Origin of the sequence: Collinsella sp. AF20-14LB (assembly GCF_003459505.1) — a bacterium.
Taxonomy (GTDB): Bacteria; Actinomycetota; Coriobacteriia; order Coriobacteriales; family Coriobacteriaceae; genus Collinsella.
Map to the genome: position 1 here is coordinate 113,749 of NZ_QRWD01000001.1, position 25,006 is coordinate 138,754.

General features: G+C 60.3%; 23 protein-coding genes and 2 tRNA genes. 2 read left to right on the forward strand and 23 right to left on the reverse strand.

Going from position 1 to position 25,006, the window contains the following annotated elements:
- Positions 1 to 75: 75 nt before the first annotated feature.
- The 9 genes from DWX63_RS00505 to DWX63_RS00545 form a co-directional block, all read right to left on the reverse strand.
- Positions 76 to 1,383: a lysylphosphatidylglycerol synthase transmembrane domain-containing protein gene (locus DWX63_RS00505; RefSeq protein ID WP_117842470.1), complete on the reverse strand. Its 1,308-nt coding sequence runs from the start codon at positions 1,381 to 1,383 to the stop codon at positions 76 to 78.
- A gap of 150 nt (positions 1,384 to 1,533) precedes the next feature.
- Positions 1,534 to 1,610 (reverse strand) — tRNA-Glu (locus tag DWX63_RS00510).
- Between the two features lie 22 nt (positions 1,611 to 1,632).
- Positions 1,633 to 1,709, reverse strand: a tRNA-Glu gene (locus DWX63_RS00515).
- 128 nt (positions 1,710 to 1,837) lie between these two features.
- A complete protein-coding gene (locus DWX63_RS00520) occupies positions 1,838 to 3,232 on the reverse strand; it encodes a CCA tRNA nucleotidyltransferase (RefSeq protein ID WP_117842471.1) in 1,395 nt (464 codons plus the stop codon).
- A gap of 195 nt (positions 3,233 to 3,427) precedes the next feature.
- The gene (locus tag DWX63_RS00525; RefSeq protein ID WP_117842472.1) at positions 3,428 to 4,360 is read right to left on the reverse strand and encodes a 1-phosphofructokinase family hexose kinase; all 933 of its coding nucleotides are present in this window, start codon (positions 4,358 to 4,360) and stop codon (positions 3,428 to 3,430) included.
- Positions 4,361 to 4,548: 188 nt separating this feature from the next.
- Positions 4,549 to 5,481 (reverse strand): 1-phosphofructokinase family hexose kinase, encoded by a 933-nt coding sequence (locus DWX63_RS00530; RefSeq protein WP_006233969.1) that lies wholly within the window; start codon positions 5,479 to 5,481, stop codon positions 4,549 to 4,551.
- A 74-nt stretch (positions 5,482 to 5,555) separates the two neighbouring features.
- Entirely contained in the window at positions 5,556 to 7,259 is a 1,704-nt protein-coding gene (ptsP, locus tag DWX63_RS00535; RefSeq protein WP_117800215.1) for a phosphoenolpyruvate--protein phosphotransferase, read from the reverse strand.
- Positions 7,260 to 7,392: 133 nt separating this feature from the next.
- Complete coding sequence (locus DWX63_RS00540) at positions 7,393 to 7,656, reverse strand: HPr family phosphocarrier protein (RefSeq protein WP_022094575.1); 264 nt, start codon at positions 7,654 to 7,656, stop codon at positions 7,393 to 7,395.
- A gap of 528 nt (positions 7,657 to 8,184) precedes the next feature.
- Positions 8,185 to 10,188, reverse strand: a complete 2,004-nt coding sequence (locus DWX63_RS00545) for a fructose-specific PTS transporter subunit EIIC (RefSeq protein ID WP_117842473.1) — start codon at positions 10,186 to 10,188, stop codon at positions 8,185 to 8,187.
- Between the two features lie 271 nt (positions 10,189 to 10,459).
- Here DWX63_RS00545 and DWX63_RS00550 point away from each other — a divergent pair, with 271 nt between their 5' ends.
- Complete coding sequence (locus tag DWX63_RS00550; protein WP_117806188.1) at positions 10,460 to 11,317, forward strand: MurR/RpiR family transcriptional regulator; 858 nt, start codon at positions 10,460 to 10,462, stop codon at positions 11,315 to 11,317.
- Positions 11,318 to 11,376: 59 nt separating this feature from the next.
- On the opposite strand, the gene DWX63_RS00555 is transcribed toward DWX63_RS00550, so the two are convergent.
- From DWX63_RS00555 to alaS, 14 genes are all read right to left on the reverse strand, one after another.
- A complete protein-coding gene (locus DWX63_RS00555; protein WP_117842474.1) occupies positions 11,377 to 13,005 on the reverse strand; it encodes a DNA repair protein RecN in 1,629 nt (542 codons plus the stop codon).
- On the reverse strand, positions 12,995 to 13,855 hold the full coding sequence (locus DWX63_RS00560) for an NAD(+)/NADH kinase (RefSeq protein ID WP_035138200.1): 861 nt from the start codon (positions 13,853 to 13,855) through the stop codon (positions 12,995 to 12,997). The genes DWX63_RS00555 and DWX63_RS00560 overlap by 11 nt, the downstream gene beginning before the upstream one ends.
- Positions 13,852 to 14,655: a TlyA family RNA methyltransferase gene (locus DWX63_RS00565; protein ID WP_229077119.1), complete on the reverse strand. Its 804-nt coding sequence runs from the start codon at positions 14,653 to 14,655 to the stop codon at positions 13,852 to 13,854. The genes DWX63_RS00560 and DWX63_RS00565 overlap by 4 nt, the downstream gene beginning before the upstream one ends.
- Before the next feature lie 35 nt (positions 14,656 to 14,690).
- Entirely contained in the window at positions 14,691 to 14,930 is a 240-nt protein-coding gene (locus DWX63_RS00570; protein WP_006233978.1) for an exodeoxyribonuclease VII small subunit, read from the reverse strand.
- A gap of 2 nt (positions 14,931 to 14,932) precedes the next feature.
- A complete protein-coding gene (nusB, locus tag DWX63_RS00575) occupies positions 14,933 to 15,520 on the reverse strand; it encodes a transcription antitermination factor NusB (protein WP_117842476.1) in 588 nt (195 codons plus the stop codon).
- A gap of 3 nt (positions 15,521 to 15,523) precedes the next feature.
- Entirely contained in the window at positions 15,524 to 15,886 is a 363-nt protein-coding gene (locus DWX63_RS00580) for an Asp23/Gls24 family envelope stress response protein (protein WP_117842477.1), read from the reverse strand.
- 24 nt (positions 15,887 to 15,910) lie between these two features.
- Entirely contained in the window at positions 15,911 to 16,474 is a 564-nt protein-coding gene (gene efp, locus DWX63_RS00585) for an elongation factor P (RefSeq protein WP_006233983.1), read from the reverse strand.
- 159 nt (positions 16,475 to 16,633) lie between these two features.
- The gene (locus DWX63_RS00590; protein ID WP_117842478.1) at positions 16,634 to 17,764 is read right to left on the reverse strand and encodes a Xaa-Pro peptidase family protein; all 1,131 of its coding nucleotides are present in this window, start codon (positions 17,762 to 17,764) and stop codon (positions 16,634 to 16,636) included.
- A gap of 131 nt (positions 17,765 to 17,895) precedes the next feature.
- Entirely contained in the window at positions 17,896 to 19,005 is a 1,110-nt protein-coding gene (locus DWX63_RS00595) for a hypothetical protein (protein WP_117842479.1), read from the reverse strand.
- Positions 19,002 to 19,535: a shikimate kinase gene (locus DWX63_RS00600; protein ID WP_089571747.1), complete on the reverse strand. Its 534-nt coding sequence runs from the start codon at positions 19,533 to 19,535 to the stop codon at positions 19,002 to 19,004. Before DWX63_RS00600 ends, DWX63_RS00595 begins: the two co-directional genes overlap by 4 nt.
- Positions 19,536 to 19,543: 8 nt before the next feature.
- Positions 19,544 to 20,041, reverse strand: a complete 498-nt coding sequence (locus tag DWX63_RS00605; RefSeq protein WP_117800222.1) for a YqeG family HAD IIIA-type phosphatase — start codon at positions 20,039 to 20,041, stop codon at positions 19,544 to 19,546.
- Between the two features lies 1 nt (position 20,042).
- Entirely contained in the window at positions 20,043 to 21,476 is a 1,434-nt protein-coding gene (mltG, locus tag DWX63_RS00610) for an endolytic transglycosylase MltG (RefSeq protein WP_231500808.1), read from the reverse strand.
- Entirely contained in the window at positions 21,469 to 21,897 is a 429-nt protein-coding gene (gene ruvX / locus DWX63_RS00615; protein ID WP_035138185.1) for a Holliday junction resolvase RuvX, read from the reverse strand. Before ruvX ends, mltG begins: the two co-directional genes overlap by 8 nt.
- Positions 21,898 to 21,914: 17 nt before the next feature.
- The gene (alaS, locus tag DWX63_RS00620) at positions 21,915 to 24,572 is read right to left on the reverse strand and encodes an alanine--tRNA ligase (RefSeq protein WP_117842480.1); all 2,658 of its coding nucleotides are present in this window, start codon (positions 24,570 to 24,572) and stop codon (positions 21,915 to 21,917) included.
- A 194-nt stretch (positions 24,573 to 24,766) separates the two neighbouring features.
- On the opposite strand from alaS, the gene DWX63_RS00625 reads away from it, so the two are divergent.
- Positions 24,767 to 25,006, forward strand: coding sequence for a hypothetical protein (locus tag DWX63_RS00625; RefSeq protein ID WP_117842481.1), 240 nt, complete (start codon positions 24,767 to 24,769; stop codon positions 25,004 to 25,006).

The window sequence follows — 25,006 nt, forward strand, 5'->3', positions numbered from 1 at the left end:
GAGATAATCTACGTAAGAGGATTATCCCCCATACAGCACAAATATGCCCCGCATCATGAAGAACGCACGACTGCCCTACTGCGACTTAGGGTGCTTCTTCTTATTGAGTGCCGACGGAGATACGCGAATACCGTCGCCTGTCTGGCGCACATAGGCTTTATGAGCCGGCTTAGCGGTCCCAGAAGCCTTCTGAGCGTGCTTCTTGGGATCAACGGTAACCGCATTCGTGGGGTGCGGCTTAGTGGGCGCAGAGGGCGTCTGAGACGTGCGGCCGAGTTTGCGCATCACGCGATCCCAGCGCGCATGGATGCTCTCGTTGTGGGCGCTCTTAAGTCCCAGCAGGGGCGCAGCCAAAATGGTCGGCGCAATAAACGTAATGAGGCGCCACAGCAGATAGCCGGCGGTCGAAGCCGACCCAAAGAAATGACCCAAGAACAATGCAAAGCCGCCCTCAGCGCCACCAGTTCCACCGGGCAAGGGAACCGCAGAGCTCAGCAGCTGGACAAAGGCGCTCGCGGCCATGACCGAGAAAAAGTCGACCTCGTGGTGGCCAAAGGCAAGCATCAGGAAATACGGAACCAGATAGAAAAACGCGAGCTGCAGCATGGTGATAAACACGGTGAGCAGCATGGAAGAAAAATGTCCGGCCGAAAGCTTGAACTTCTCGGAGAAGGAGTAGATCTCGCCGTCGACAAACGTGCGCCATCCCTCGATCTTAGTGGCCGAGACACCTATGCGCTCGAGCCAATTGATGATGCAATGGGCAACGCGCGTGACGGTCTTAGGCATGAGCGCGACGGCGAAGATGCCCAGCAAGATGCAGCAGTGCCCACCAAAGCTAAAGACGCACAGCAGCGTCATGTCGCCATAGCGCTCGGCAAAAAACGGCATGCGAGCAAGCAGTAGGATAGCCCCCCAGGCAACGAGGCCAAACTGGTACACAATAAAGCGCGTGAACTGCGTGGCTCCGGCCTCGCCGACATTTTGGCCCGCCTTGGTCAGGCGGTAGATCTGGGCGGGAGTCGAGCCCATCATCATAGGCGTGAGGTTGCCAAAGAAGATGCCACTCGCCTCGACCGAGATCAGGTCGCGAATGCCGACGGGTGAATTGGGGTCAAGCCATACGGCGATCGCATAGGCCACAATGCCAAAGAACAGATACATGAACATGCAAAGACACGCGACAAAGAGCCATGACGCCTGCACGCTCGACATAGCAGCCCAGAACTGCCCCATCTGCCCGGTTACCACCAGATAGACGATATAACCCACCAGCACGACGCCGATAAAGATGGCGCCGCGGCGTGCGCTCTTATTGTCATCTCCGCCCGAGGCCTCAACCTCGACCTGGGGCTTAGACGTATGCTGAGAGGACTCCGTCATGAGACTCCTTCTAACAGTCAAAATATCTTGGTTATTGTACCCGTAAGGCCCATAGGCAGAACGCAAAGCTCTGGTTCAAACGGGAATTGCAGACGGTTGATTGAAAATAAAAAACCCGGGCTTCCATGAGAAGACCGGGTATCAGATGCGTGGTAGCCCGTACCAGATTCGAACTGGTGATCTCCGCCTTGAGAGGGCGGCGTCCTAAACCGCTAGACGAACGGGCCATAAGCCTCAGCAGAAAAGAAGTGGTAGCCCGTACCAGATTCGAACTGGTGATCTCCGCCTTGAGAGGGCGGCGTCCTAAACCGCTAGACGAACGGGCCACATGACATCTGCACTGCCGTGCTGCGAGGAAATATATTACGGGACAAAAAACATCAGCGCAAGAAGAAATTCCAAATTGCCGAAAAAATTGTCGGCAGGTTATGGAACGCGCAGGTCAACTGGTTAGCTAGTTCAAGTTGAGATGAGCCAGGAGGGCTTCGCGGTTGTTGGGGATGTTGTCCTCGATCACGGCGTCGAGGGCGGCGTTGAGAAGCTGTCCCAGCTCCGACCCCGGCTTGACGCCGGCGCGGATCAGGTCGCCACCATTAATGGCAAGCATCTTGAGTGTATAGGGCTCCCCCGCCTGCAGCAGATCGTGGGCGAGCGTACGCATCTCCTCGATCGTCTCGACGTAATAGAAGCACGACGGGGCCTTGCCAAGTGTGTCAGCACGCTTAAGATCCATGAGCTCGTCCATCAGACGCGGCGTGTCGACACCCTCGCCCGAAAGCGCGCGCATCATATTGAGCAGACAAGTACGCTCGGGGCGCAGCGGCTTGTCATGGTATTTGATCAGCAGGCACACATCGCGCACCAAATCGTGCGAGAGCGCCAGGCGATCCATGATGACACGCGCCTTCTTGGCGCCGAGCTCGGGATGACCGTAGAAGTGGCCGCTGCCGTCGTGATCGACCGTAAAGCACTCGGGTTTGGAAACGTCGTGCAAAAACGCCGCCCACATAAGGCTCGACGAGGGCGCGACGCCGTCGCACAGCGCCAGCTCCCCTGCCACCGTCAGCACGCGGGCGATATGCTCGTAGACGTTAAACGCATGATAGACGCTGCGTTGATCAAACCCGCGAGCGGACGCGAGCTCGGGCACGGCGGCACAGATGAGCTCGGGATAGCGAAGCATCGCGTCTCCCCCATGACCGGTCGAAAGAATGCCCTCGAGCTCAATACCCACACGCTCGCGCGCCACGGCATCGAGCAGCGGTGCACACTCTGCAAGCGCGCGCTTGGTCTCGGGCTCAATCATAAAGTCAAGGCGGCAGGCAAAGCGTACCGCACGCAGCATGCGCAGGGCGTCCTCGTTAAAGCGGCGCTTGGGATCGCCGACAGCGCGAATCAGCTTGCGCTCCAGATCACCCTGGCCGTCATAGCGGTCGACAAGCCCGCGCTCGGGATGCCAGGCCATGGCGTTGACGGTAAAGTCGCGGCGCGCCAGATCGTCCTCGAGCGAGGCGGCACGCTCCACACTCTGGGGATGGCGACCATCGGTGTAAAAGCCATCCAGACGGTACGTGGTGACCTCGATACGCTCGCCATCGGAAATAGCCGTGATTCCGCCAAATTTAATGCCGGACTCCACAACCGCGATGCCGGCGGCCTCGAGCGCCGCTTTGGACTCCTGCCACAGGCCGCTACAGCACATATCAACATCGTGGCTGGGGCACCCCATCAGGGCGTCGCGCACCCAACCGCCCACGTACCAAGCCTCAAGACCAGCCGCCTCAAGCGCGCGCAGGACGCACAGGGACGCATCGGACGGTTGAGTACCGTTGAGCGAAACATTGCACATGCCTATGGCCTCCTGCACTTGTGAGCGTGAATCGATGGTTCTCAAGAAGTCTAACAAGAAACGAGAAAACACGCACACGCAATCGCGTCGTCGATTAGATAAATCGAGACAGCAGACGCCACATACGTTCAGCGCGCAAAAAACACCCGCCTTGGTAATCCAAAGCGGGTGTTCGGCAACGACATATCGATGCTGCTAGCAGACCTGGCGAACCACAATGTGCTTCATATATTCGTCCACCTTGGCAAAATCGCCCAGACCCGGGCACTCGACCACGTTGGCGCCGGTGGCCATCGAGAGGCGCAGGGCATCCTCGACGCGCTCGGGGGCGTCGTGCCACACGGACAGGAAGGCAGCGAGCGAGGAATCGCCGGCGCACACCGTCGACAGCAGCTTGACGTCGAAGGTGCGATTGGCAAACCAGATATGCTCGCCGTTGGAGAAGTACGCGCCGTCGCCACCGAGGGTCAGCAGCACGTTCTTGGCGCCCTTGGCGTGCAGCTCGGCCATGGCGCCCTTGACGGACTCGTCGTCGCCACCGCTCACCTTGATGCCAAAGATGTCGAGCAGCTCGTCGTCATTGGGCTTGATCAGCAGCGGCTCCATGGCAATGAGGTCTGCCAGCTGATGGCTCGAGATGTCGAGGACGAACTCGGCCCCCTTGGCCTTGACGCGGCGCAGGACCTCGGCCAGGAAGCCCTCGGAAGTGTTGGGAGGCAGCGAGCCGCTGATGACCAGGCAGGTCATGTCATCGAGCGAATCGATGAGCTCAAACATCTCCTGCTCGTTGGCCTCGTTGATGGCAGCACCGGCGTTGACCATGTTGTACTCGGTGTCAGGGCCGGCGTTGAGGAACACATTGACGCGCGTGATGCCGTCGGTCCACACGGGCTTGACGGGCACGCCCAAGGCCTCGGCGCCCTTAACGATAAACTCGCCCGAGAAACCGGCGAAAAAGCCCAAGATCGTCGTGTCGACACCGTAGTGATCAAGGGTGAACGAGACGTTGAGGCCCTTGCCGTTGGGCGTATAGACCGCGTCACGCGTGCGGGTGACGGTGTTGGCGGAAAGACCGTCGCAGGCGATGTTGTAGTCAATAGCGGGATTTGCAGTGAGCGTATAAATCATGAATGTTCCTTTCACGAAGCAACGTGTTAATGAAAGTATATTCCACGCATCGGTAAAAGGCTAGGACAACTCGGTGAACGGTGTGGAAGCGATGAAGTACGGCGGGACACCTCTCCCCCGTGGCGGAACAAAAAGGCGCCCCAGCCGAAACCGGGGCGCCACATGCGCACGAATATGTCGCGTTTCGATTACTGACGATCGAGCTTGCGGACAGCAACGCGCTTGCTATACTCATCGACGTGACCGAAGTCGCCGATGCCGACGGACTCGGCGACGTTGGCGCCGGTGGCCATAGCGAGCTTCATGGCCTCCTCGACGTTGTCGCGATCCCTGTACCACTTGTGCAGGAACGCAGCGAGGGTGCAGTCGCCGGCGCAGACGGAAGAAACCAGCTTGATGTTGAACTCACGCTTGGCGTACCAGATGTCCTCGCCGTTGGAGAAGTAAGCGTCGCCGCGGCTACCACGGGTAAGCAGCACGTTCTGAACGCCAGCGTCGTGAGCCATCTTCATGGCAACGCGGACCTCGTCGTCAGTGTCAACCGGCACGCCGAAGATAGCCTTCATCTCGTGATGGTTCGGCTTGATGAGCAGCGGCTTCTTGTGAGCGAGCTCCTTGAGCTTGTCGGAGGAAAGGTCCAGGACGACGTCGGCGCCACGAGCCTGAGCGTGCTCCATGACCTGAGCCAGGAAGTCGGGCGTAGCTTTGGGAGGCACGGAGCCGGAGACGATCAGGCACTCAAGATCGCCCGCGGTGTCCAGGATGTTGTAGAGCTCCTCCTGGTGCTGCGGCGTAATAGGAGCGCCAGGGTTCAGGATGCCGTACTCGTGCTGGCCATCGTTGACGTAGGTGTTAATGCGCGTGATACCGTCGGTCCAGACCGGGCGGCAGAGGCAACCCAGGTTCATGACCTCCTCGACGATGAACTTGCCCGTAAAGCCAGCGAAGAAGCCGAGCGCGACGGTGTCGACGCCCATCTTCTTAAAGGCGAAGGACACGTCGAGGCCCTTGCCGTTAGCCGTGTAGCTGGCCGAGCCGGTGCGGACGTTCTCGTCGGGCTCGAGCGGAGAGCTCGAAACCGTCATGTCGACAGCCGGGTTAGCGGTTAGCGTGTAGAACATTTACAGTACCCCCTGTATATGTGAGGGCCGCGTGGCAGGCCCATTCCAACCACGCGGTTACCTCTGATACCAAATTAGCGAGCTGCGGACTCGAGCAGTGCCTTGACCTCGGCGGCGGTGTTGCAGGCGAGCGCCTTCTCGGCGAGCTCATCGCACTCGGCCTTGGTCCACTGGCTGATGGTCTTGCGGGCGCGCAGGATGGACGGAGCGCTCATCGAGAACTCCTCCAGGCCCCAGCTGATCAGCAGCGGCTCGAGCAGCGGATCGGCAGCGGCCTCGCCGCACATACCGACCATGATGCCGGCCTTAACGCCGCTCTCGATGATGTTCTTGAGCGAGCGGAGCACGGCGGGATAGTACACCTGGTACAGGTTGGAGATGGTGTCGTTGCCACGGTCGGCGCACATGGTGTAGCCGATCAGGTCGTTGGTGCCGATAGAGAAGAAGTCGGCGACCTCGGCCAGACGGTCTGCGAGCAGCGAAGCGGCGGGCGTCTCGACCATAATGCCGACCTCGATGTTCTCGTTGAACTTGCGACCCTCTTCGGTCAGCTCGGCCTTGCACTGCTCGACGAGCTCCTTGACAGCCAAGACCTCCTCGACGCAGGTGACGAGCGGGATCATGATCTTGACGTCACCAAAGGCGCTGGCGCGCAGCAGGGCGCGGAGCTGGACCTTGTACTGGTCGGGGTTGGCCAGGCAGTAACGCACGGCGCGGAAGCCCATGAAGGGGTTCTCTTCCTTGACCATGTGCAGGTACGGAATTTCCTTGTCGCCACCCACATCGAGCGTGCGGATGATGACCGGAGCGCCCTTAAGCGCACTGGCGACCTTGCGGTAGGCGTTGAACTGCTCCTCCTCGGAAGGAAGCTCAGCAGAGTCCATGAACAGGAACTCGGAGCGGAACAGACCGATAGCCTCGGCGTCGTGATCGAGCGCGTTGGGCACGTCATCGGGGTTACCGATGTTGCAAGCGATGATCTTCTTGATGCCGTCGGCAGTCACGGACGGCTTGCCACGGAAGGCCTCGAGGGCTGCCTTCTCGGCAGCGAAGGCCTCGGCCTTGGCGGTGTAGGCAGCGAGCGTCTCCTCGTCGGGATCGGCCTCAACGATACCCTTGCCACCGTCGACGACAACGGTCATACCGTTGCGCAGCGCGGTGCAGCTGTTGGAAACCGAAAGGACAGCCGGGATCTCGAGGGCACGCGCGATGATCGCGGAGTGCGACGTGCGGCCACCGGTCTCGGTGACGATACCGGCAACGTGGGCCTTATCGATCGTGGCGGTCATGGACGGCGTAAGGTCGTGCACGACAACGACGGTGTTCTCGGGCAGGACGGAGAGGTCGACGACCTCCTTGCCCAGCAGCTCGGCCAGAATACCGGTGCGGATGTCGGCGATGTCGGCCGCGCGCAGACGGAACATCTCGTCGTCCATGGACAGGAACATGTTCTCGAACATGGTCGAGGTGTCCATGAGCGCCTGCTCAGCGCAGGTGCCACCGTCAATGGCGGCGTTGATGGCGTCAGTCATGCCCGGGTCCTGAGCCAGGACAATGTGTCCGCTCATGATCTCGGCCTCGGCCTCGCCCACCGTCTCCTTCATGTGGTCGGCCTGAGCCTGGGTCTTCTCGCAGAAGACCGAAAGAGCGGACTGATAGCGCTCCTTCTCTGCTGCCGAATCAGCAACCTCGTGCGGCTCAAACGTCAAGTCGGGATCGACGGCGACCATGACGGTGCCGATACCGATGCCCTCGGAAGCGTTGACTCCCTGATACATTCCCATTCCTCTCTCCGTGTCATGTGATAAAGCGTTTTGCCATATCCATGACAAAAGAGCGCAGCTACCTTACAACAGGTCACTGCGCCCCCAAATATGAACTTAGTTGTTCAACATGCGACCCGTTTGAGTTCTACTCGCCAAGACCGCTCTTGATGAGCTCGATGGCAGCAGCCAGAGCCTCGGCCTCGTCAGCGCCGTCGCACTTGACCTCGACCTCGGTACCGCAGGGGATACCAGCAGCCATGAGGGCCATCGGGGACTTGCCGTTGACCTCCTTCTCGGGGGTGACGACCGTCACGTCACAGGCATACTTGCCCATGGTGGAGGCGAACAGACCAGCCGGACGCATGTGAAGACCCTGCGGATTGACGAGGGTAGCCTTCTCAGAAACCATAATTGACTCCTTTTTGTGTTTAACCCCTGTCGTGTATGCGGCAGGAGTCAGATTCACGACGTTGTTTATATTAACTCACATCAAACGGTTTTTCATTGTGTTTCGCACGAATTGTTGGACAGATGTGTTTGTCGTCCGCTTGCTCGCCCACAGGGGGCCGGGCGCGGGCTGTGAGATTTCCTGCTCTACAGTCCTGCTCGCACGAAGAGCACATTAAGTGCTCTTCGGCTCGTGCGGAACTCGCGATAAATCTCACAGCCCGCGCCCGGCCCCCTGTGGGCGAGCAAGCTGCGGAAACTCGGTCGGTCCAGAGCAATATCGTGCGAACGGAATTCTAGCTATTTTTTTGTTCGCCTGGTTGATCTAGTTGATGGAGCCTATCTATACCCTCTTGTGGACTGAGGACTGTCCCAAACTGCCGGCAGAAAAGGAACGTCCCTAAGTGCCGAGTAGGGATGAAAAAGGCGGAGGCCCTGGTGAGGGTCTCCGCCTTTTTACAGGGGGCGATATTAATCGCTGACTGCTGGATTAGACCAGGCGGGCGTTGATCGTCTTAGCGATCTCGGCGGCGTCGGTGGAACCCTTGACGGTGGCACGGAAGTCCTCGTCCATGAGCGCCTCGGCGACCTTGGACAGGATCTTGAGGTGCGTAGTGCCGGCCTGGGCACCAGGGATGAGCAGGGCGATAGCCACGTTGACGGGAGCGCCGTCCATGGTGTCCCAACCGGTCACGCCGGATTCGTCCTTGACGACGATGACGGCAGCCTCGGTAATGGCGTCGGACTTGGCATGCGGAATGGCGAAGCCCTCCATCATGCCCGTGGTGCCCTCGGCCTCGCGGGCCAGGAAGGCGTTCATCACAGCGTCGGCGTCGCTGGCGATACCGGCCTTGACAGCCTGGTTGGAAACGAAGCTCAGAGCCTCGTCACGAGAAGCGAAGTCCTCGGCGACAAAGACATTCTCAACCTTCACGAAGTCGGCAGCCTCGGCCTTAGGGGCCTCAACGGCAGCGGCCTTGGAAGCCTCAACCGGCTTGGCTATAGGAGCGGCCTTCTGATTCTTCTCGAAGTCGTACTTCTTGAAGGCCACGAACAGGATGCCACCGACCACAGCGCCGATGAGGATCGCGAGGACCCACAGCGGACCGTTCTCGACAACGGGCAGGACCAGGAAGCCACCGTGGGGCGCCGGATCGTGGACGTTGAACATAATGGTCAGGATCGAGGCGATGGAGGAACCGAGCATCATGATGGGCATGACCGGCCAGATGTTCTTGGTCATGAACGGAATGGCGCCCTCGGTGATGTGGGTGCAACCAAGAATGAGGTTGACGATACCGGCGTCGTGATCCTCCTGGCTGAAGTACTTCTTGCCGACAACGACAGCGAAGGTAGTGATCAGCGGCGGAACGATGCAGGCGGCAGAGACGGCAGCCATGAAGTTGGTGCCGAAGTTGTAGGTATCGGTGCCAACGCCGGCAGCCAGTGCCTCGGTGAGCATAGCAGTACCGGTGACGTAAGCAGCCTTGTTGACCGGGCCACCCATGTCAAAGGCGCACATGCAGCCGATGGCAAGACCCAGGACAACGGCGCCAGAGGCGGACAGGCCCTTGAGGAAGTCCATCATGGCGGTGTTGATGGCAGCCATGGGGCCCGAAATGCCGAGCATGACCAGGCCGACGATAGCCGTCGAGAACAGCGGGTACAGGAAGATGGCCTTGAGGCCGTCTAGGTTCTTGGGCAGACCGGCAAAGACCTTCTCGAGCAGCAGGATGACATAGCCGGCGAGGAAGCCGCCGACGATGCCGCCCAGGAAGCCGAAGCCCACGCCGGCGCCACCGGCGTCGATCATGCCGGTCTCGGCGTTAACAGGCAGGCCCTGGATGGCGATCATACCGGCAACAAAACCGGGGACGAGCGCCGGGCGCTTGCCGATGGATTCGGCGATGTAGGCGGAAAGCACCGGAACCATGAGGTTCATGGCGATGCCGCCGATGATCTTCAGCATCGCAGCAAAGCTGTTGTAGTCAGACGCCGTCGAATCGAAGGACGTAATGCCCCACAGGAACGAGACGGCGGTCAGGACACCACCGGCAACGACGAAGACCAGCATATGGCTGACACCGTTCATAAGGTGCTTGTAGATGACGTGGCCGATGGACTCCTTCTCCTCGGTCTCGTCCTCGACATCGGCAGCGACTGCAACCGTGCTGTCGCCCTTGGCGGCGAGCGCGCGGTCAATCAGCTTACCGGCGGCCTCAACGGACAGGGCCTTGGAAACACCGACGGAAACCATGGGCTTGCCGGCGAAACGCTCAGCCTGGACATCCTTATCGGCTGCGACGACGACGGCCTTGGCACCGGCGATCTCGCTCTTGGTGAGCTCGTTCTCGACACCGACCTGGCCATGGGTCTCGACCTTAATGGTCAGACCTCGCTCGGCAGCTGCCTTCTCCAGCGCCTCCTTCGCCATGAAGGTGTGCGCGATGCCGGTCGGGCAACCGGTGGCGGCGATGATGTCAAACTTAGCCATGTGTCCCTCCTTTTTAAGTTTTGCGCCCGCAGGCGCTCCCCTACACGCGCGTCCTTGCGCGCTTTTCCACAACTGAAAGATACCAACCTACCGTCCGCGTGAGAAGAGACAAGGCGCAATTCTCCGGTGAAAGGTTCTTTCATAACCGTAAACGGTAGGTGAAAGTTTACCATCAACACTTGAAACGGCAAGGTGTATCTTGTTATTGAAAATCCCCCTATACTATGAGAATACAAACGAGTCCGATTTTCATGCCAACCAGGAGCCATCCATGACCGATAGTAGCAAGAGCGCACTTTCCCTCATTAGTACCCACCAGGGATACAGCGAGTCCGAGCAGCGCATTGTCGACTATATATTGGAGCACCAGTCCGAGGCGCCACGCCTCACGGCGGCTCAGCTCTCGCGCGCCGCTGCCACGTCCGAAGCGACCGTTTCGCGCTTCTGCCGCAAGCTGGGCTTTGGTAGCTTCCGCAGCTTTCAGTTTTCTCTGGCGAGGGATTTGGAAAGCCAGCGCAACGAGGGCCTGACTGACGAGGTCTCGCTCGACAATATGGAGCAGAGCCTCAAGAACATCCTGGCCGCCAAGGTGAGCGAGCTTAATGCGACCATCGACGGAATCGACCACGATACGCTGGCGGCTGTTGTGCATGCCCTTAAGCATGCAGGGGTTATTGAGTTTGCAGCTGTGGGCAATACGAACGCGGTCGCGCTCGATGCGACGTTTAAGTTTTCGCAGCTGGGCCTGCGCTGCATGGCGAGCACCATTAGCGAGACCTCGATTGGTTTTGCGCTCACGTTACGCCCGGGTGACGTTATCGTACTGATTTCAAACTCGGGCAAGTCGCGCCGTTTGAATCGCATGGCAAAAGCGGCTCGCGACTGCGGCGCAACCGTAGTCGTCATCAGCAGCGACAGCAAATCCCCGCTCGCGCGCCTGGCAGACTACACTTTTAATACCGTCAACCACGAAGCGCTGCTGACGACGGGCGACTTTGCGTTCTCTAAGATCAGCGCCACGATGATCATCGAAGTCATCTACAACTTCCTGCTGCCCGAGATTGAAGACGCTCGCGAACATATCAGCTACTACGAGGAGCTCATCCAGCCGGATAAGGTCGTTGAGTAAAACGCGTAGTGGGACAAAAATTTCAGTCTAGTTTGTCCCACCAACACCGCTGATACGACCTAACCTCGAGCTTCTTCGAGCATCTGCTTGGCGTGCGCTAAGCTCGCCTCCGATTGATCGCCGCTCAACATGCGGGCGATCTCGGCGGTACGCGCTTCGCCGGTTACCTCGTCCAAATGCGTCTGGGGAACATCGCCCGGCTCCTTGCTGACAACATAATGCTTGTCGGCCATGACGGCGACTTGCGCCAAGTGGGTTACGACAATCACTTGATGCGTGGCGGCAAGATCGGCCAGCACACCAGCAAGAGCACGAGCCGTGGAACCACCGACACCGGCATCGACCTCGTCAAATACCAGTGTGTCGACGCCGTCAGCATTACCCAAGACCACCTTGCTCGCCAGCATAACGCGACTGAGCTCGCCGCCCGAGGCAATGCGGCGCAGAGGGCGCGGCGTCAATCCGGCACCGCTGCGATACAGAAGCTCGTAGCTCGAAGGGCCCGCGGGTGTCCACTCAGCGCGAGGGAGATCGCGGGACTCCCAGACCAGCTCAGCGCCGCCCATTTCTAGGCGTGCCATCTGACGACCCACCTCGTGACAAAAACGCGGGGCTGCCGTATTGCGTGCGCGCTTAAGCGCCTTGGCAGCGGCGAACAGTTCGTGCTCCGCCGCGCCGAGTGCCTCGCGTGCCTTCCTAATCTGCTCGTCACCATCGTCCACCAGCGATAACAACTCCCGCGAGCGGTCACGCATGGCAAATACATCGTCCATGGTGGGACCCCACTGCCGCAGAAGTCCCTTAAGGTCGGAATACCGCTCGCGCATGCGAGCGAGGTCGCGAGGATCGAACGCAACGCCATCGCGATAAGCACGCAGCTCGTTGGCGCAATCCTCGAGTGAGATGCAGGCATCCGAAAGTGCGTCGGCGATGTCACCCAGTTTGCGATCGACGGTCGCCATGCGCGACAGTTCTGCCACGGCGCCGTTCACGGCATCGAGCGCTCCCCCTTCGGCAGTAAGCGATGCATGGGCATCGTTGGCCGTCGCCACCAGCACCTCGGCATGCTCGGAGCGCGGCAGCAGCTCATCGAGCTCCTCATACTCGCCCGGCTTGGGGTCGACCTCGCCGATGCGCTCGAGGGCAAAGCGCGCCTCCTCGACGCGGCTCCCCTGCGCACGTGAGGCCTCTTCGACGCGTCGAACCTCCTTGGCGGCAGCGCGCGATGCCTTAAAGCAGGCGCGATACGCATCCAGCGCCTCGAGCGCAGAGCGCCCTGCCCACGCATCGACCATCGCAACGTGATGCGCCGGGTCGAGCAAACGCTGGTGCTCGTGCTGGCCGCACAGATCCATCATCACGCCAACGCGCTCCGAAAGCTCGCGCACACTGGCGATGCGGCCGTCAATCTTCACGCGGCTGCGGCCCTCGGCAGAAAGGCTGCGCTGGACCGTGAAGCCTTCCGTGTCGTGCGGGCCGTCGAACAAGCGCGCCTCGACACTCGCCAGCGCCTCGCCCTCGCGCACCGTCGACGAATCCGCGCGCTCACCCATAATAAGCTTGAGGGCCGAGAGCAGCGCGGTCTTGCCGGCACCGGTCTCGCCGGTCAGGACAGTCAGGCCGGTACTCGGCACCAGCGTCGCCTCGCGAATGAGTGCAATGTTAGAAACCTGCAGCTCATCGATCATGACGGACTCCGTAGAATACGCGGCTCACCGAGTTGTAAAAACTCTCGGGGCCGTAGTCGAGCAGCAGCACATCGCCGGGCCCGCGGCGCACCGCCACGCTCTCAACGGTGCCATCGCAGGTAATAAACTGTCCATCGATAGCGATCGCCGGAACGCTCGGACGGTCATCAGACATAAAGATTTCGACGACATCACTCGGCGAGGTCAAAAAGGCACGAGCCTGAATGGTGTGCGGCGCAATGGGTACGCAGACCATGCCCGTATAGTCGGGGCTCACGATGGGGCCGCCTGCGGATAGTGCATAGCCAGTGGAGCCGGTCGCCGTCGAAACGACGACACCGTCACCGCGCAGTCGATCGATATGGTGGCCCGACACCGTGATGTCGAACTCGACCATATCGGACAGCGGACCGCGGGTAAGCGCCATGTCGTTGAGGGCGAAGGTGCGAACGACATCCTTCGTACCGTCTTCGCGCACGGACACGATATCCGCGGCGATGGTGGCGCGACGGCTCACGTGCAGCTCACCGGACAGGGCATCACTCACAACCTGCAAAATGTCACGCTCCTCGGGGCTAGCGGCCGTCAAAAAGCCCAGGTGACCATAGGAAAGACCGAGGATAGGAATCTCGCGATGGTTGAGGATGCGGGCAGCGCGCAGCAGCGTGCCGTCGCCGCCGAGCGTAATGACCAGATCGGAGCCGTCAATATCAGGCGTGCTCTGAATCTTGGATCGCTGGTCGGCAGCCCATGCGACCTCATAGCCCTGGCGCGTCAGCCAAAGCTCGAGCATCAGGCCGCTCTCGACCGCCTCTTGCTTGTAGTAATTGGGAACCAGAAAGACCTTCATAGCGTTGCAGCTTTCTCGCTCAAAACCGATACCTGGAATTGCAGCTCGTCTTGCGTTCGGTCGCCGGGGTCAAATCTCGTGCCGTACAGGAAAAACTCAACGTTTCCCTTGGCACCATGAATGGGCGACACGCACACATCGACCGGGAACAGCCCCTTGGCAGCAAAGAGTTCAACTGCCGCAACGAGTGTATCGCGGCGCACGGCGGGGTCGGTCACAATTCCGCCCTCGCCCACCAGCGCCGCCGGAGCCTCAAACTGCGGCTTTACGAGCGTGCAGAATGCACCCGTAGGCGCCAGGCACGCCAGCACCGCATCGATAATGTTCGCGATGCTGGTAAACGAGACGTCACACACAGCCAGGTCGATAGCGCCGGCATAGCCAAGCTCAGGCAGCTGCGTCACGTTTGTGCGCTCATGCAGCGTCACGCGATCGTCCTGACGCAACGACCAATCGAACTGGGCGCGACCCACGTCCACCGAGACAACTGTCGCAGCTCCGCGCTTAAGCAGGCAATCGGTAAAGCCGCCGGTAGAGCAGCCCACATCCAGACAGGCAAGGCCCGTCGGATTGATACCAAACGCATCAAGCGCGCCTTCGAGCTTAAGACCGCCACGGCCAACATAGGGAATGCGTCCCTTCACGTGCAGCGGCAGGCCCGGGATCACCTTAAGGCCCGGCGAAGTCAAACGCTCGCCGCCACTCGAGACCAAGCCGGCCATAAGAGTGCGAAGGGCATCCGCGCGATCGGCGCAGATGCCCTGTGAAATCAGTTCGTCATCAAGACGCACGCGTTTCATGAATGCCATCAACCATTCGTATCCGGAGATGCGGCCTAGCTATCCTGGGATTCGTTTGCCGCATCCTCATCGTATTCCTGCTCGAGCTTGTCGGCCTCACGCGGCGTCAGCTCAAACTTATCGACCATGTCGACCGCGCGGGAGCCCAGCTCAATCGCCTCGTCAAACAGATCGAGCGAACGCTCCAAGGAGGTATCCTTGGAGCGAACGGTGGCGATGATCTGGTCCAGGCGATCCGAGATCTCATCGAAGTTGCGGACGGAACCCTCTGGCATGGCTACTCCTCGACGGAGTCGGCCTCGACGGCCTCAGCAGCGTCCGCATCCTCGGCAAGTACACCGGCGGCAGCCTGAGCGGCAGCGACCTTTGCGGCCGCCTCGGCAGCCTGCGCCTCCTCGCGAGCGCGATCCTCGGCCAGCAGTTCCTGGTACAGGTCCTCGCCCGGCAACTCCTCGCTGCGCGCGATCTTGCCCAGCACGCCGTTGACGAACGACGCGGACTGGTCGGTGCCATAGGCCTTGGCAAGTTCGACGGCCTCGTTGATGACGATAGCGTCCGAGACCTCCTCGTCGGTGAGGAAGCGCATCTCGTAGACGGCGATACGCAGCAGGTTGCGGTCGGCGCCGGGCATGCGCATAAGATCCCAGTTCTTGGCGACGGCGCGCAGAGCGCAGTCGATGCGGTCGATATGCTCGTAAGCACCGCGGCACAGCTCCAGCGCATAGGGGTCGAGGGGACCCTTCGAGATCAGGAAATCGCCCTCGAGGACGCGCTCGAGCGGGCTGTCCGTGGCCTCGGCCTGGAACAGCAGCTGCAGCGCCTGACTGCGGGCAAGCGTGCGCCCGCGATAAACCTTAAGGCTCAAAGGTTACTCCTTGGGGAAAACGAGGCCGTCGATGCAAACGTCAACGCGCTCGACCTCAACGCCCACCTGGGCATCGATGGCGGTGACCACGGCGACGCGAACGGCCTCGGCGAGTTTCTTGAACGGATAGCCAAAGAACACCACGACACGCACGGTGAGTGCGAGCTTGTCGCCGACGACCTCGGCCTCGACCGCCGGCTCGGAAGCCGGGGCCTTGGACGAGAGCATCATGGAGACAAGGTTGGTGGCAAGGTCCTTGACGCCAACGGAGGCGATGCCCTCGACATCCGACACGGCGCGCGAGACGATGGCGGTCAGAACATCGGGTGAAATGCCGATGCCGTCAATCTTGATTTCCTGGGGCATGAGTCCTCCTAGAAGAGTTGGTTGCTAGACGCGGGAGACGAACTTGCCATCGCGGGTGTCAACCTTAATGACCTCGCCCTCGTTGAGGTACATGGGGACCTGGATGACAGCGCCGGTGTCGATCGTGGCCGGCTTGGTGGAACCCTGGACGGTGTCGCCCTTAAAGCCCGGGTCGGTCTGGACGATGGTGGTCTCGATGAACATCGGCGGGGTCACGCCCATGAGCTCGTCGTCGGCGAAGAGCAGCTGGCAGATGTCGTTCTCACGCAGCCACTTGGAGTTCTCGCCCACCATGTCCTCGGGAACGGGAACCTGCTCGTAGGACTCGTTGTCCATGAAGATGTAGTCGGTGCCGTCGTTGTAGAGGTACTGGAACTCACGGGTGGTGAGCATGACGCTCTCGAACTTGGTGCCGGCGTTGCAGGTGTTCTCAACGACACGACCGCTCTTGATATCGCGAGTCTTGTAGCGCACAAAAGCACCACCCTTGCCCGGCTTGACGTGCTGGAACTCGACGATGGTATAAACCTTGTCCTTAATACGGAGACCGAGGCCGTTCTTGAAGTCGGCGGTAGAAATGGTAGGCATAGCGACCTTTCTTCTTATGGGCAGAACGCACAGGCGTCCAAATTACATACGACCGAAATTATACACTTGCAGACGGCGCCTGCAGCGAGCGCATAAAAAGAGAACGCGGGGCGTCCGAATCGATCCGGACGTCCCGCCCCAAAAATCTATCGAAATGAGCTAGCAATCGATGACGTGAAGGTCATGCGGCGTCTTGGTGAAGGGCTCGTAGCCGTTCTCGGTGACCACGCCGTAGTCCTCCAGACGCACGCCGCCCACGCCGGGCAGGTAGACGCCGGGCTCCATGGTGATAACCGAGCCGACCTCGATGATATTCTTGCTGCGGTTGAAGTTGGGCAGCTCGTGGATGTCAATGCCCACGCCGTGGCCCAGACCATGGTTGTAGTAATCACCATAGCCGGCATCGCCGATGATCTTCTTGGAAAGCTTGAAAATGTCGTTGCCCTCGACGCCCGGATGGATTGCGGCGACGCATTCCTCGTGCGTACGGCGCACGAGCGCGTACAGGTCGAGCTGTTCGGACGTGGGCTCGCCCATCACGACGGTACGAGTCATGTCGGAGCGGTAGTCGCAGTAACCCGCGCCATAATCCATGAGAACGAAGTCGCCCTTCTCGATCACGCGGTCGCTCGGGACGGCATGCGGGTTGGCGGTGTTGGGACCGCTCGCGACGATGGAGCCAAAGGCCAGGCTATCGGCACCGTTAGCGAACATAAAGTTCTCGAGCTCGTTGCGGACCTGTTTCTCAGTCATACCGGGCTTAATATAGCCGAGCATGTGCTGGAAGGCGGCGTCGGTGATCGACTGCGCGTGGCGCATGAGCTCGATCTCCTCGGCGTCCTTGATGGCGCGCATCTTACGGATGTCGTCATGCATCAGCGGCAGCATGCAGGCAACGGAGCGGTCCTCCAGGCCACGCTGAATACCCTGGTAGAAATTGATCTGCATGTCGTCCTCGACAGCGCAGACGCGGCACTTGTTGGCCGCGATCTTGCCGGCGACCCAGCCGGGGATGGTGCCCTCGTCCATGTCGTAGACCCAGGGGCTGCCGGCGGGCGTGTTCTCCTCAAAGCTGTTGAGATAGCGCGAGTCGGTATGGAACAGGCACTGGTCAGCCGTAATAAACGCAGCATGCGGGAACTCGAAGGTGTAATCGAAGACGCCCTTGACGCCCGTAAGCCAACGAAGGTTGGCCTCGTCGCGCACCACGATAGCGTCGTAGCCACGCTCAACCATCAGGGCACGGACACGCTCGATACGACCGGCAGGACCGGCAGCAAACTCAGACATGCAGATTCCTTTCTTGTTGTCTTCATAAAGACGGGACGGGCTCAATCAGCGTACGGAATCGCGCGCGATTCGCAACCGATTGGAAACTCGCCCCTCAACATGATACGAAAGACGATGTATGTCAATAAATCCTAGAGAAGTTCTTTACGAGAAGCCAAGTATGCGTGAGCATGGCGGTCGAGAACCTCGTCCTCAACGCTCGTTAGACGAATGGCGCCGAGCGCCGCGGGCAGCGGCAACATGCTGCGGTTCGAGCGAACAAACTGCTGCCTGCGGAACTCCTCGATATATGCGGCAGGCTCCAGATCGAAGGCAAGCTCCTCGATACCAAAGTCCTCCAGGCAGTCATCGACCTCAAAGACGTAATCGATATCGAAGTCGCAGGCATCGTGAGCAAGGCGTGCCTCAAAGCGCATGCCCTCGGACAACAGCTGGTAGGCAGGGACCTGCGAAGCGGCATCGCCCAAGCAGGCGCGCAGGGTACGCTCCCCCGTCTTACCAAAATCGAGCGCATGGCGGGCGCTCGGGTTCGTGGCCATCAGTACGTCCTTGCGGGCAGTCTGAGACCACTGAACGGCATTGACGAGCGCGACCTCCTCGCCCGCGAGAATCTCGGGGACGGTCTCGGTAAACTGATTCCAGCGGGACTTGCTGCTCGAAAGCATGGTGCCAACAAGTACCGCATAGCCGAGCTTGAGATCCTCGGGGTCCGCCTCGCGTACAAGGTCGAGGTCACACACGACCAAGCCCGGCTCGGGACGGAACGCGATAGCGGGAAGCGCATGCGCCGACGAGGCGACGAGCGGCTTCATGGTCGTCGCGACCGTGAGCATGGCGTCGAACGTCGTCGGCAGCAAGGCGCACTCGGTGCGACCGCACCACTGATTGGCACACCAGCAAACGACCGAGCAGGTCGCCGTATCGCCGACGGCGACAACGAGATCGTCGCAGGTAATGCCGTTAGCCGATAGGGCGCCAAAGACGGTATCGGCATCGGCAAGCGTAGCACCGGCAGGCGAAACCTCGAGGACGAGCAGCGACACGGCAAAACCGGCGTCAACCAGTGCATGCTCGACAACCTCGCCAAAACGCTCGGATGTAGCGTCGTTCCAAACCACCATCGCGCGCTTGGGCTTGCCCACAGCCGAGGCAAACATGCGCGGCAGCTCCTCGAACGCGCCCAATCCGACGCGGACATCGACGCTGCGGTTTTGGAAATTGATAAGTTGACGGCGAATCATAGCAGTCCACGCTCCAAAAGCATCTCGGCACAAAGGTAGGAAACGTCCTCGAAGGACTTGTTGCGAATATCAAGGGTAATATCGGCGGCCCGGCGATACAGCGGACGGCGATGCTCAAACAGGCGCGCAGCGTGCTCGGGCGAGCGGAAATCGGGCCGGGTATCGGAGCGGCGAATCTGGCGCAACGAGTCCTCAAAGTCGCCTTCGAGGTACACACAGGTACCCATCTCGTGCATCAGCTCAATGTTCACCGGCGTCTCGACGATGCCACCCCCGCACGACACCAGCAGGCTGCGCTCGCTTTGAAGCGAACGGAGTGCCGAGGTCTCAAGCTCGCGAAAACGATCCTCGCCCTCGGTCTCAAATATCTCGGTCACCGACTTGCCACATCGACGCACAACCAAACGATCGGTATCGATAAAACGCCGCTTGAACATAGTGCCGACGTTGCGCGCGAGCGTCGATTTGCCCGCGCCCAAAAAGCCGATAAAGAAGATATGGTCGCAGCCGTGTTTGATGTGCTGAGACATGGCGAAACCTATTCCTCGCAGGGAAGGTCGCGCAGGGCCCGGCGCTCAAAGATACGGAAGATCTGCGTGTACCACAGGTCCTGGGTTGCCTGCGGCTTGACCAGAATAGTGTCAACGCCGGCAAAGTTACCGCTCCACACGTCCGTGTACAGCTGATCGCCGATCAGCACCGCCTCGTCTGCCGTGGCGCCAAGGCGCTTAAGACCCGCCTTCAAGGCAAACGGGGCGGGCTTCATGGCGTGGCTGATGGCCTCGAGTCCCAGCTCGCGTGCAGAGCTCATGACCTGATCGCGATGCCAGTTGTTGGACACCATGCACAGCTTAAAGCCTTTGGCGCGGGCGGTATCGAGCCAAGCGGAAACCGCGGCGGGAACCTGCTCGGTGTCGCGCGGAACCAGAGTGTTATCGCGATCGAGCAGAATGGCGCGTTTGCCGTCGGCCCAGAGGGTATCAAGGTCGATGCAATCGACCGAGGCAACGTATCGTTTGGGGCTAAAAATCCTCATGCTAATTCCAAGACAGTTGATGCTCTTCGTAGGTTTGCGAGAAGTACTCCTCGTCCTGCGTAATGTAGAAATACAGGTCATCGGAGTCGGTTGGCTCAAGCGTGGCCTTGAGTGCCTCGAGCGACGGAGAGCAGATGGGCGTGGGTGGCAGGCCCTCGTGCTTATAGGTGTTATACGGGCTATCGCTCTGCAGGTCGTCGGCGGTAACCTCGCCACCGGTGACATACATCATGGTCGCATCGCTGTTGAGATAGCGCAGACCGTCGAGCTTGCCGGCAAGGCGGTTGTAGAAGACCGAGGCCACGTGTGCACGTTGATCGGCGTTGAGGCCCTCGCGCTCAACGATAGAGGCCAAGTTGACGATGTCGTAGTCGGACATCTCCACACCGTAGCGCTCCTTGATCTTGGCTTCGCAGCTCGCAAAGTCAAGCGACTTGTACTCGGTCTTAAACTGATCGAGCATGGCGCGAATCACGTCATCGGCCGTCGGCGAATCACCCAACGAATAGGTCTTGGGGAACAAGAAACCCTCGAGCGAGTCGTTGGCGGCTCCCTTAAGGAAGCTATAGTCGTCCACGTAGTTGGAGGCCTTGGCCTGGTTGAGGAAGTCTTCCTTAGAGATGCTGTCGTAGGCCTGGGCCACGCGGTCGGCGACTTGATCGACTGTCAGACCCTCAGGGATAGTCAGCGCATTGGAGCCCGCGTTGGGGCCTTCCATGAGCTGCTGAACAACCTTGGTCGCATCCATGAGTGTGGTGAACGAGTAGGTGCCAGGCTTAAGCGACATATCGGCGTTAAGCTTTTTCACCGCCGCGTAGTAATCCTTGGGATTTTCGACGATATGGTTCTCGGAGAGAATCGAGGCGATCGTATCGCCCGAAGCACCGTCGGGAATGGTCACCGTAACTTGCTGGCCAGCAGCGACTTTCGCATCCTCACCGGCAAAGAAGCCCTTAACGGCAGGTACGACAAAGAAAGCGATAGTAGCAAGCGCGATTACGGCCACCACAACGCCGATGATCATAGGAACCGGAGAACTCTTCTTTTGAGCACCGCGACGAGCATGCGTGTTGTAGCTCGAGCGAGTCGCCGGAGCAACGCCATGCGACCCGCGAGCGTGATGCGAATGCGATTGGGGGGCCTGCGTTCGCTGGGTAGGTGCCTGTTGCTTAAAGCGAGCACCGCCTGCAGGCTGAGCCGAACGAGCAGTGGGCTGCTGAGCCGCGTGAGAAGCCGGATACTGAACCGAACGAGCAGAAGGCTGCTGACCCGTCCGTTGAACAGGTTGGGCCGAACGAGAGGAGGACTGCACCGGGCGCGCGGCAGACTGAGCTGCGCGCTGGGTCGGCTGTGCCGGACGCTGGCCAGGCTGGGCAGGGCGCGACGCCGACTGACGTGTACAATTCGGCTGGCGCGGATCGGAAGCGCTAGGCATGCGAAACCTCCTCGTTTTTACGATCAAGCCACGTCTGCAAAAACAGGCTGGCGGCAATCATGTCAATCTTGCCCCTCATCTGCTTTTCGTTGAGGCCCTGCTCGCGCAGGATACGCTTTGCCTCTTGCGAGGACAGGCGCTCGTCCTCAAACTCCAACGGAAGATCGAGCTCGTCGGCAATCTTTTGCGCAACAGCGGCAACGCGCTCGGCCTGGGGACCGGGCTCACCGGCCATGGTCAGGGGACGCCCACTTACCAGGATATCGGGCTCATAGTCCTCAACCAGGTAGCGGAACGTCTTGGCCATACCGGTGACCTCTGCAGCCGGGAGCACCTTGACAGGCATCGCCATCTTGCCATCACGGCTCGAGACGGCGATGCCGATCCTGGTCTCCCCTATGTCCAGCGCAAGCGCGACCACAGCGACTACCTAGATTCTTAGGCGCCGAGCGCGGTCTTAGCGGCCGCGAGGGCATCGGCGATGCCGGCGGCGTTCTTGCCACCGGCCTGGGCCATGTTGGGACGGCCGCCACCGCGACCGTCGACCAGGCCCGCGATCTGCTTGATCACGTTACCGGCGTGGAAACCGGCCTTGACGGCGTCATCGGAGCCGGCGGCGAGCAGGGCCGGGGTGCCCTTCTCGGTCACGCTGGCGACGACGCAGGCGACAGGACCGGCGACCTTCTGGTGCACGGTATCCCAGACGTTGCGCAGGTCGGCAGCCTCAAGGCCCTGGAGCTCAGCGACGACGAGCTTGTAGCCGTCGAGCTCGACGGCGCCCTCGATGGCGCTGGAGATAGCGTCGGAGGAGCCACCGGTCAGTGCCTTCTTGAGCTTGTTGGAAGTCTCGCGCAGCTCGGCCTGCAGGTTCTCCACGCGGGCGGGAACCTCATCCACGCGGCACTTGAGCGCAGCAGCAGCGGCGTCGACGAGCGCCAGACGGTCGGCCATGTAGTCGAGAGCACCCTTAGAGGTCACGGCCTCAATACGGCGGACGTTGGAGCCCGTAGAGGACTCGGAAATGATCTTGAACAGGCCGATCTCGGCGGTGTTGGCGGCATGGGTGCCACCGCAGAGCTCACGGGAGAACGGCTGGTCCTCGGCGCCCACGGAGACAACGCGGACGACGTCGCCATACTTCTCGCCAAACAGGGCGACAGCACCGGCGGCCTTGGCCTCGTCGATGCCCATGACGCGGGTCACGACCGGCTTGGAGGCGAAGATCTGCTGGTTAACCAGGTCCTCGACAGCCTTGAGCTGCTCGGAGGACAGGGCCTCGAAGTGCGTGAAGTCAAAGCGCAGGTGCTCGGGCGTCACCAGCGAGCCAGCCTGGGAGACATGCTCGCCCAGGACCTGCTTAAGCGCGGCGTCGAGCAGGTGCGTGGCGGTGTGGTTGCGACGCAGGAAGCCACGGCGCTCGGCGTCGAGCGCGGCGGTCACGGTAGTACCGACGGTCAGCGTACCCTCGGTGACGTGGGCGACGTGAGCATACAGGCCGTTGTGGTTCTTGGTATCGGAAACGGTCAGCGCAACGCCCTCGGCGGAAAGCTCACCGGCGTCACCCTGCTGGCCGCCCATCTCGGCATAGAACGGAGTGTGGTCGAGCACGACCTCGACATCCTCGCCCGCGGCAGCGGACTCAACGGACTCACCGTTGCGAACGATAGCGACAACCTTGGCGCCCTCGATGACGTCGTTGTCATAGCCGTCGAACTCGGTCGCAGCGACCTTGTCCGAAAGCTCGACCCACACGTCATTGAAGCTGCCCCAGGCATCGCCCTTGGCGTTGGCGCGGGCGCGGGCCTTCTGGTCCTCCATGCAGGCGGTAAAGCCGTCCATGTCGACGTCGTGACCGGCGGCGCCGGCGATCTCGACAGTCAGATCAATGGGGAAACCAAAGGTGTCGTGAAGCTTAAAGGCAACATCGCCCGGAAGGACAGCGCCGTCGGCGAGCGCGGCCAGGGCCTCGTCCAGGTAAACGCGGCCGTTGTCGAGCGTCGTTGAGAAACGCTCCTCCTCGGAGGCGACGATGCCCTTAACGAGCGCGACGTTCTTGAGCAGCTCGGGATAGGCCTCGCCCATCTGGGCGTTGACCTCGTCGATAAACTTGGTCAGGAAGGCGCCCTCGATGCCCAGCAGGCGACCGTGGAACACGGCACGGCGGAGCAGGCGGCGAAGGACGTACTCGCGACCCTCGTTACCGGGCAGGATGCCGTCGGAGATCATAAAGTCGACGGCACGGGAGTGGTCGGCGATGATGCGCAGGGAGCGGCTGGCACCGGAGTAATCATCGGCGTCATAGGTCTTGCCGCTGATCTCCTCACCGAGCTTGATGAGGTGCTGCATCAGATCGCCGTCGTAGTTAGCGGTCTTGTGCTGCATGATGGCGGCCATGCGCTCCAGACCCATGCCCGTATCGAGGTTGCGGTGCGGCAGCTCCGGCATGGAGCCGTCCTCCTGGCGGTCGTACTGGGTAAAGACGAGATTCCAGAACTCCAAGAAGCGGTCGCAGTCGCAGCCGGGCTTGCAGTCGGGGCTGCCGCAACCGACCTCCTCGCCCATGTCAAAGTAGATCTCGGAGCACGGACCGCAGGGACCGGTGGGGCCAGCGGCCCAGAAGTTGTCGTCCTCGCCCAAGCGGGAGATGTGGTCCTCGGCAACGCCCAGGGAGCGCCATACGTCATGGGTCTCGTCGTCCTCGGTAAAGACGGTGAAGTACAGGCGATCGAGCGGCAGCTTAAACTCCTTGGTGATGAGCTCAAAGGCCCAAGCGCAGGCCTGCTGCTTTGAGACGCCGCCAAAGGAGAAGTCGCCGAGCATCTCAAAGAAGGACAGGTGACGGCCGTCCTCACCGATGCAATCGATGTCGTTGGTGCGGACGCACTTCTGGCAGGAGATTGCGCCGATCTCCTTCATGGTCTTCTTGCCCTGGTAATACTCCTTAAACTGATTCATGCCGGCGTTGGCAAGCAGCAGCGAAGGATCGTCGGGGACGAGGGACGAAGAAGGATAGAGCTTAAGACCGCGCTCCTCAAAGAAGTTGAGGAACTTAGAGCGAATCTCGGCCGTAGTCATTGACGGGTAGTCAGCACTCATAGAGGGAATCTCCTCGGTTTCACATCGAAACAGTTCAAACGTAACGATATTACCATCCCGCCGCGCCTGTGCAAAAAAGAGGGTCGCCAAACAGCGACCCTCCAGCGAAAGTGCACGTTATTTAGGACTAAGCAATCCTTTTAAAAAATGTTTTTAGTAAAATACATATAAGACTCACCCGGAAGGAGCGATCGATGAAAAGCAAACGATTTGTCCTGAATGCACTTCTGGTAGTAGCACTTTTAGCGCTCTTGGCCTTCTCCTGCTGGTACGCAAACCAACCAGCATTTGGTTACGTATTGTATGCAGTAATGTCCGGCGATAAGGCATATTTCACTCTACGCGCAATTGACGTTCTCTTTTTCTATGTAACCGGCCCCTTATCAATCGCTTTGCTCGCGTTTCTTGTCATTTATAACTTCAAGAAACGTTAA

Coding starts and splice junctions, on each gene's coding strand:
- DWX63_RS00505 (WP_117842470.1), bottom strand. CDS start 1,383: ATGACGGAGTCCTCTCAGCATACGTCTAAGCCCCAGGTCGAGGTTGAG.
- DWX63_RS00520 (WP_117842471.1), bottom strand. CDS start 3,232: ATGTGCAATGTTTCGCTCAACGGTACTCAACCGTCCGATGCGTCCCTG.
- DWX63_RS00525 (WP_117842472.1), bottom strand. CDS start 4,360: ATGATTTATACGCTCACTGCAAATCCCGCTATTGACTACAACATCGCC.
- DWX63_RS00530 (WP_006233969.1), bottom strand. CDS start 5,481: ATGTTCTACACGCTAACCGCTAACCCGGCTGTCGACATGACGGTTTCG.
- ptsP (WP_117800215.1), bottom strand. CDS start 7,259: ATGTATCAGGGAGTCAACGCTTCCGAGGGCATCGGTATCGGCACCGTC.
- DWX63_RS00540 (WP_022094575.1), bottom strand. CDS start 7,656: ATGGTTTCTGAGAAGGCTACCCTCGTCAATCCGCAGGGTCTTCACATG.
- DWX63_RS00545 (WP_117842473.1), bottom strand. CDS start 10,188: ATGGCTAAGTTTGACATCATCGCCGCCACCGGTTGCCCGACCGGCATC.
- DWX63_RS00550 (WP_117806188.1), top strand. CDS start 10,460: ATGACCGATAGTAGCAAGAGCGCACTTTCCCTCATTAGTACCCACCAG.
- DWX63_RS00555 (WP_117842474.1), bottom strand. CDS start 13,005: ATGATCGATGAGCTGCAGGTTTCTAACATTGCACTCATTCGCGAGGCG.
- DWX63_RS00560 (WP_035138200.1), bottom strand. CDS start 13,855: ATGAAGGTCTTTCTGGTTCCCAATTACTACAAGCAAGAGGCGGTCGAG.
- DWX63_RS00565 (WP_229077119.1), bottom strand. CDS start 14,655: ATGAAACGCGTGCGTCTTGATGACGAACTGATTTCACAGGGCATCTGC.
- DWX63_RS00570 (WP_006233978.1), bottom strand. CDS start 14,930: ATGCCAGAGGGTTCCGTCCGCAACTTCGATGAGATCTCGGATCGCCTG.
- DWX63_RS00580 (WP_117842477.1), bottom strand. CDS start 15,886: ATGCCCCAGGAAATCAAGATTGACGGCATCGGCATTTCACCCGATGTT.
- efp (WP_006233983.1), bottom strand. CDS start 16,474: ATGCCTACCATTTCTACCGCCGACTTCAAGAACGGCCTCGGTCTCCGT.
- DWX63_RS00590 (WP_117842478.1), bottom strand. CDS start 17,764: ATGTCTGAGTTTGCTGCCGGTCCTGCCGGTCGTATCGAGCGTGTCCGT.
- DWX63_RS00595 (WP_117842479.1), bottom strand. CDS start 19,005: ATGATTCGCCGTCAACTTATCAATTTCCAAAACCGCAGCGTCGATGTC.
- DWX63_RS00600 (WP_089571747.1), bottom strand. CDS start 19,535: ATGTCTCAGCACATCAAACACGGCTGCGACCATATCTTCTTTATCGGC.
- DWX63_RS00605 (WP_117800222.1), bottom strand. CDS start 20,041: ATGAGGATTTTTAGCCCCAAACGATACGTTGCCTCGGTCGATTGCATC.
- mltG (WP_231500808.1), bottom strand. CDS start 21,476: ATGCCTAGCGCTTCCGATCCGCGCCAGCCGAATTGTACACGTCAGTCG.
- alaS (WP_117842480.1), bottom strand. CDS start 24,572: ATGAGTGCTGACTACCCGTCAATGACTACGGCCGAGATTCGCTCTAAG.
- DWX63_RS00625 (WP_117842481.1), top strand. CDS start 24,767: ATGAAAAGCAAACGATTTGTCCTGAATGCACTTCTGGTAGTAGCACTT.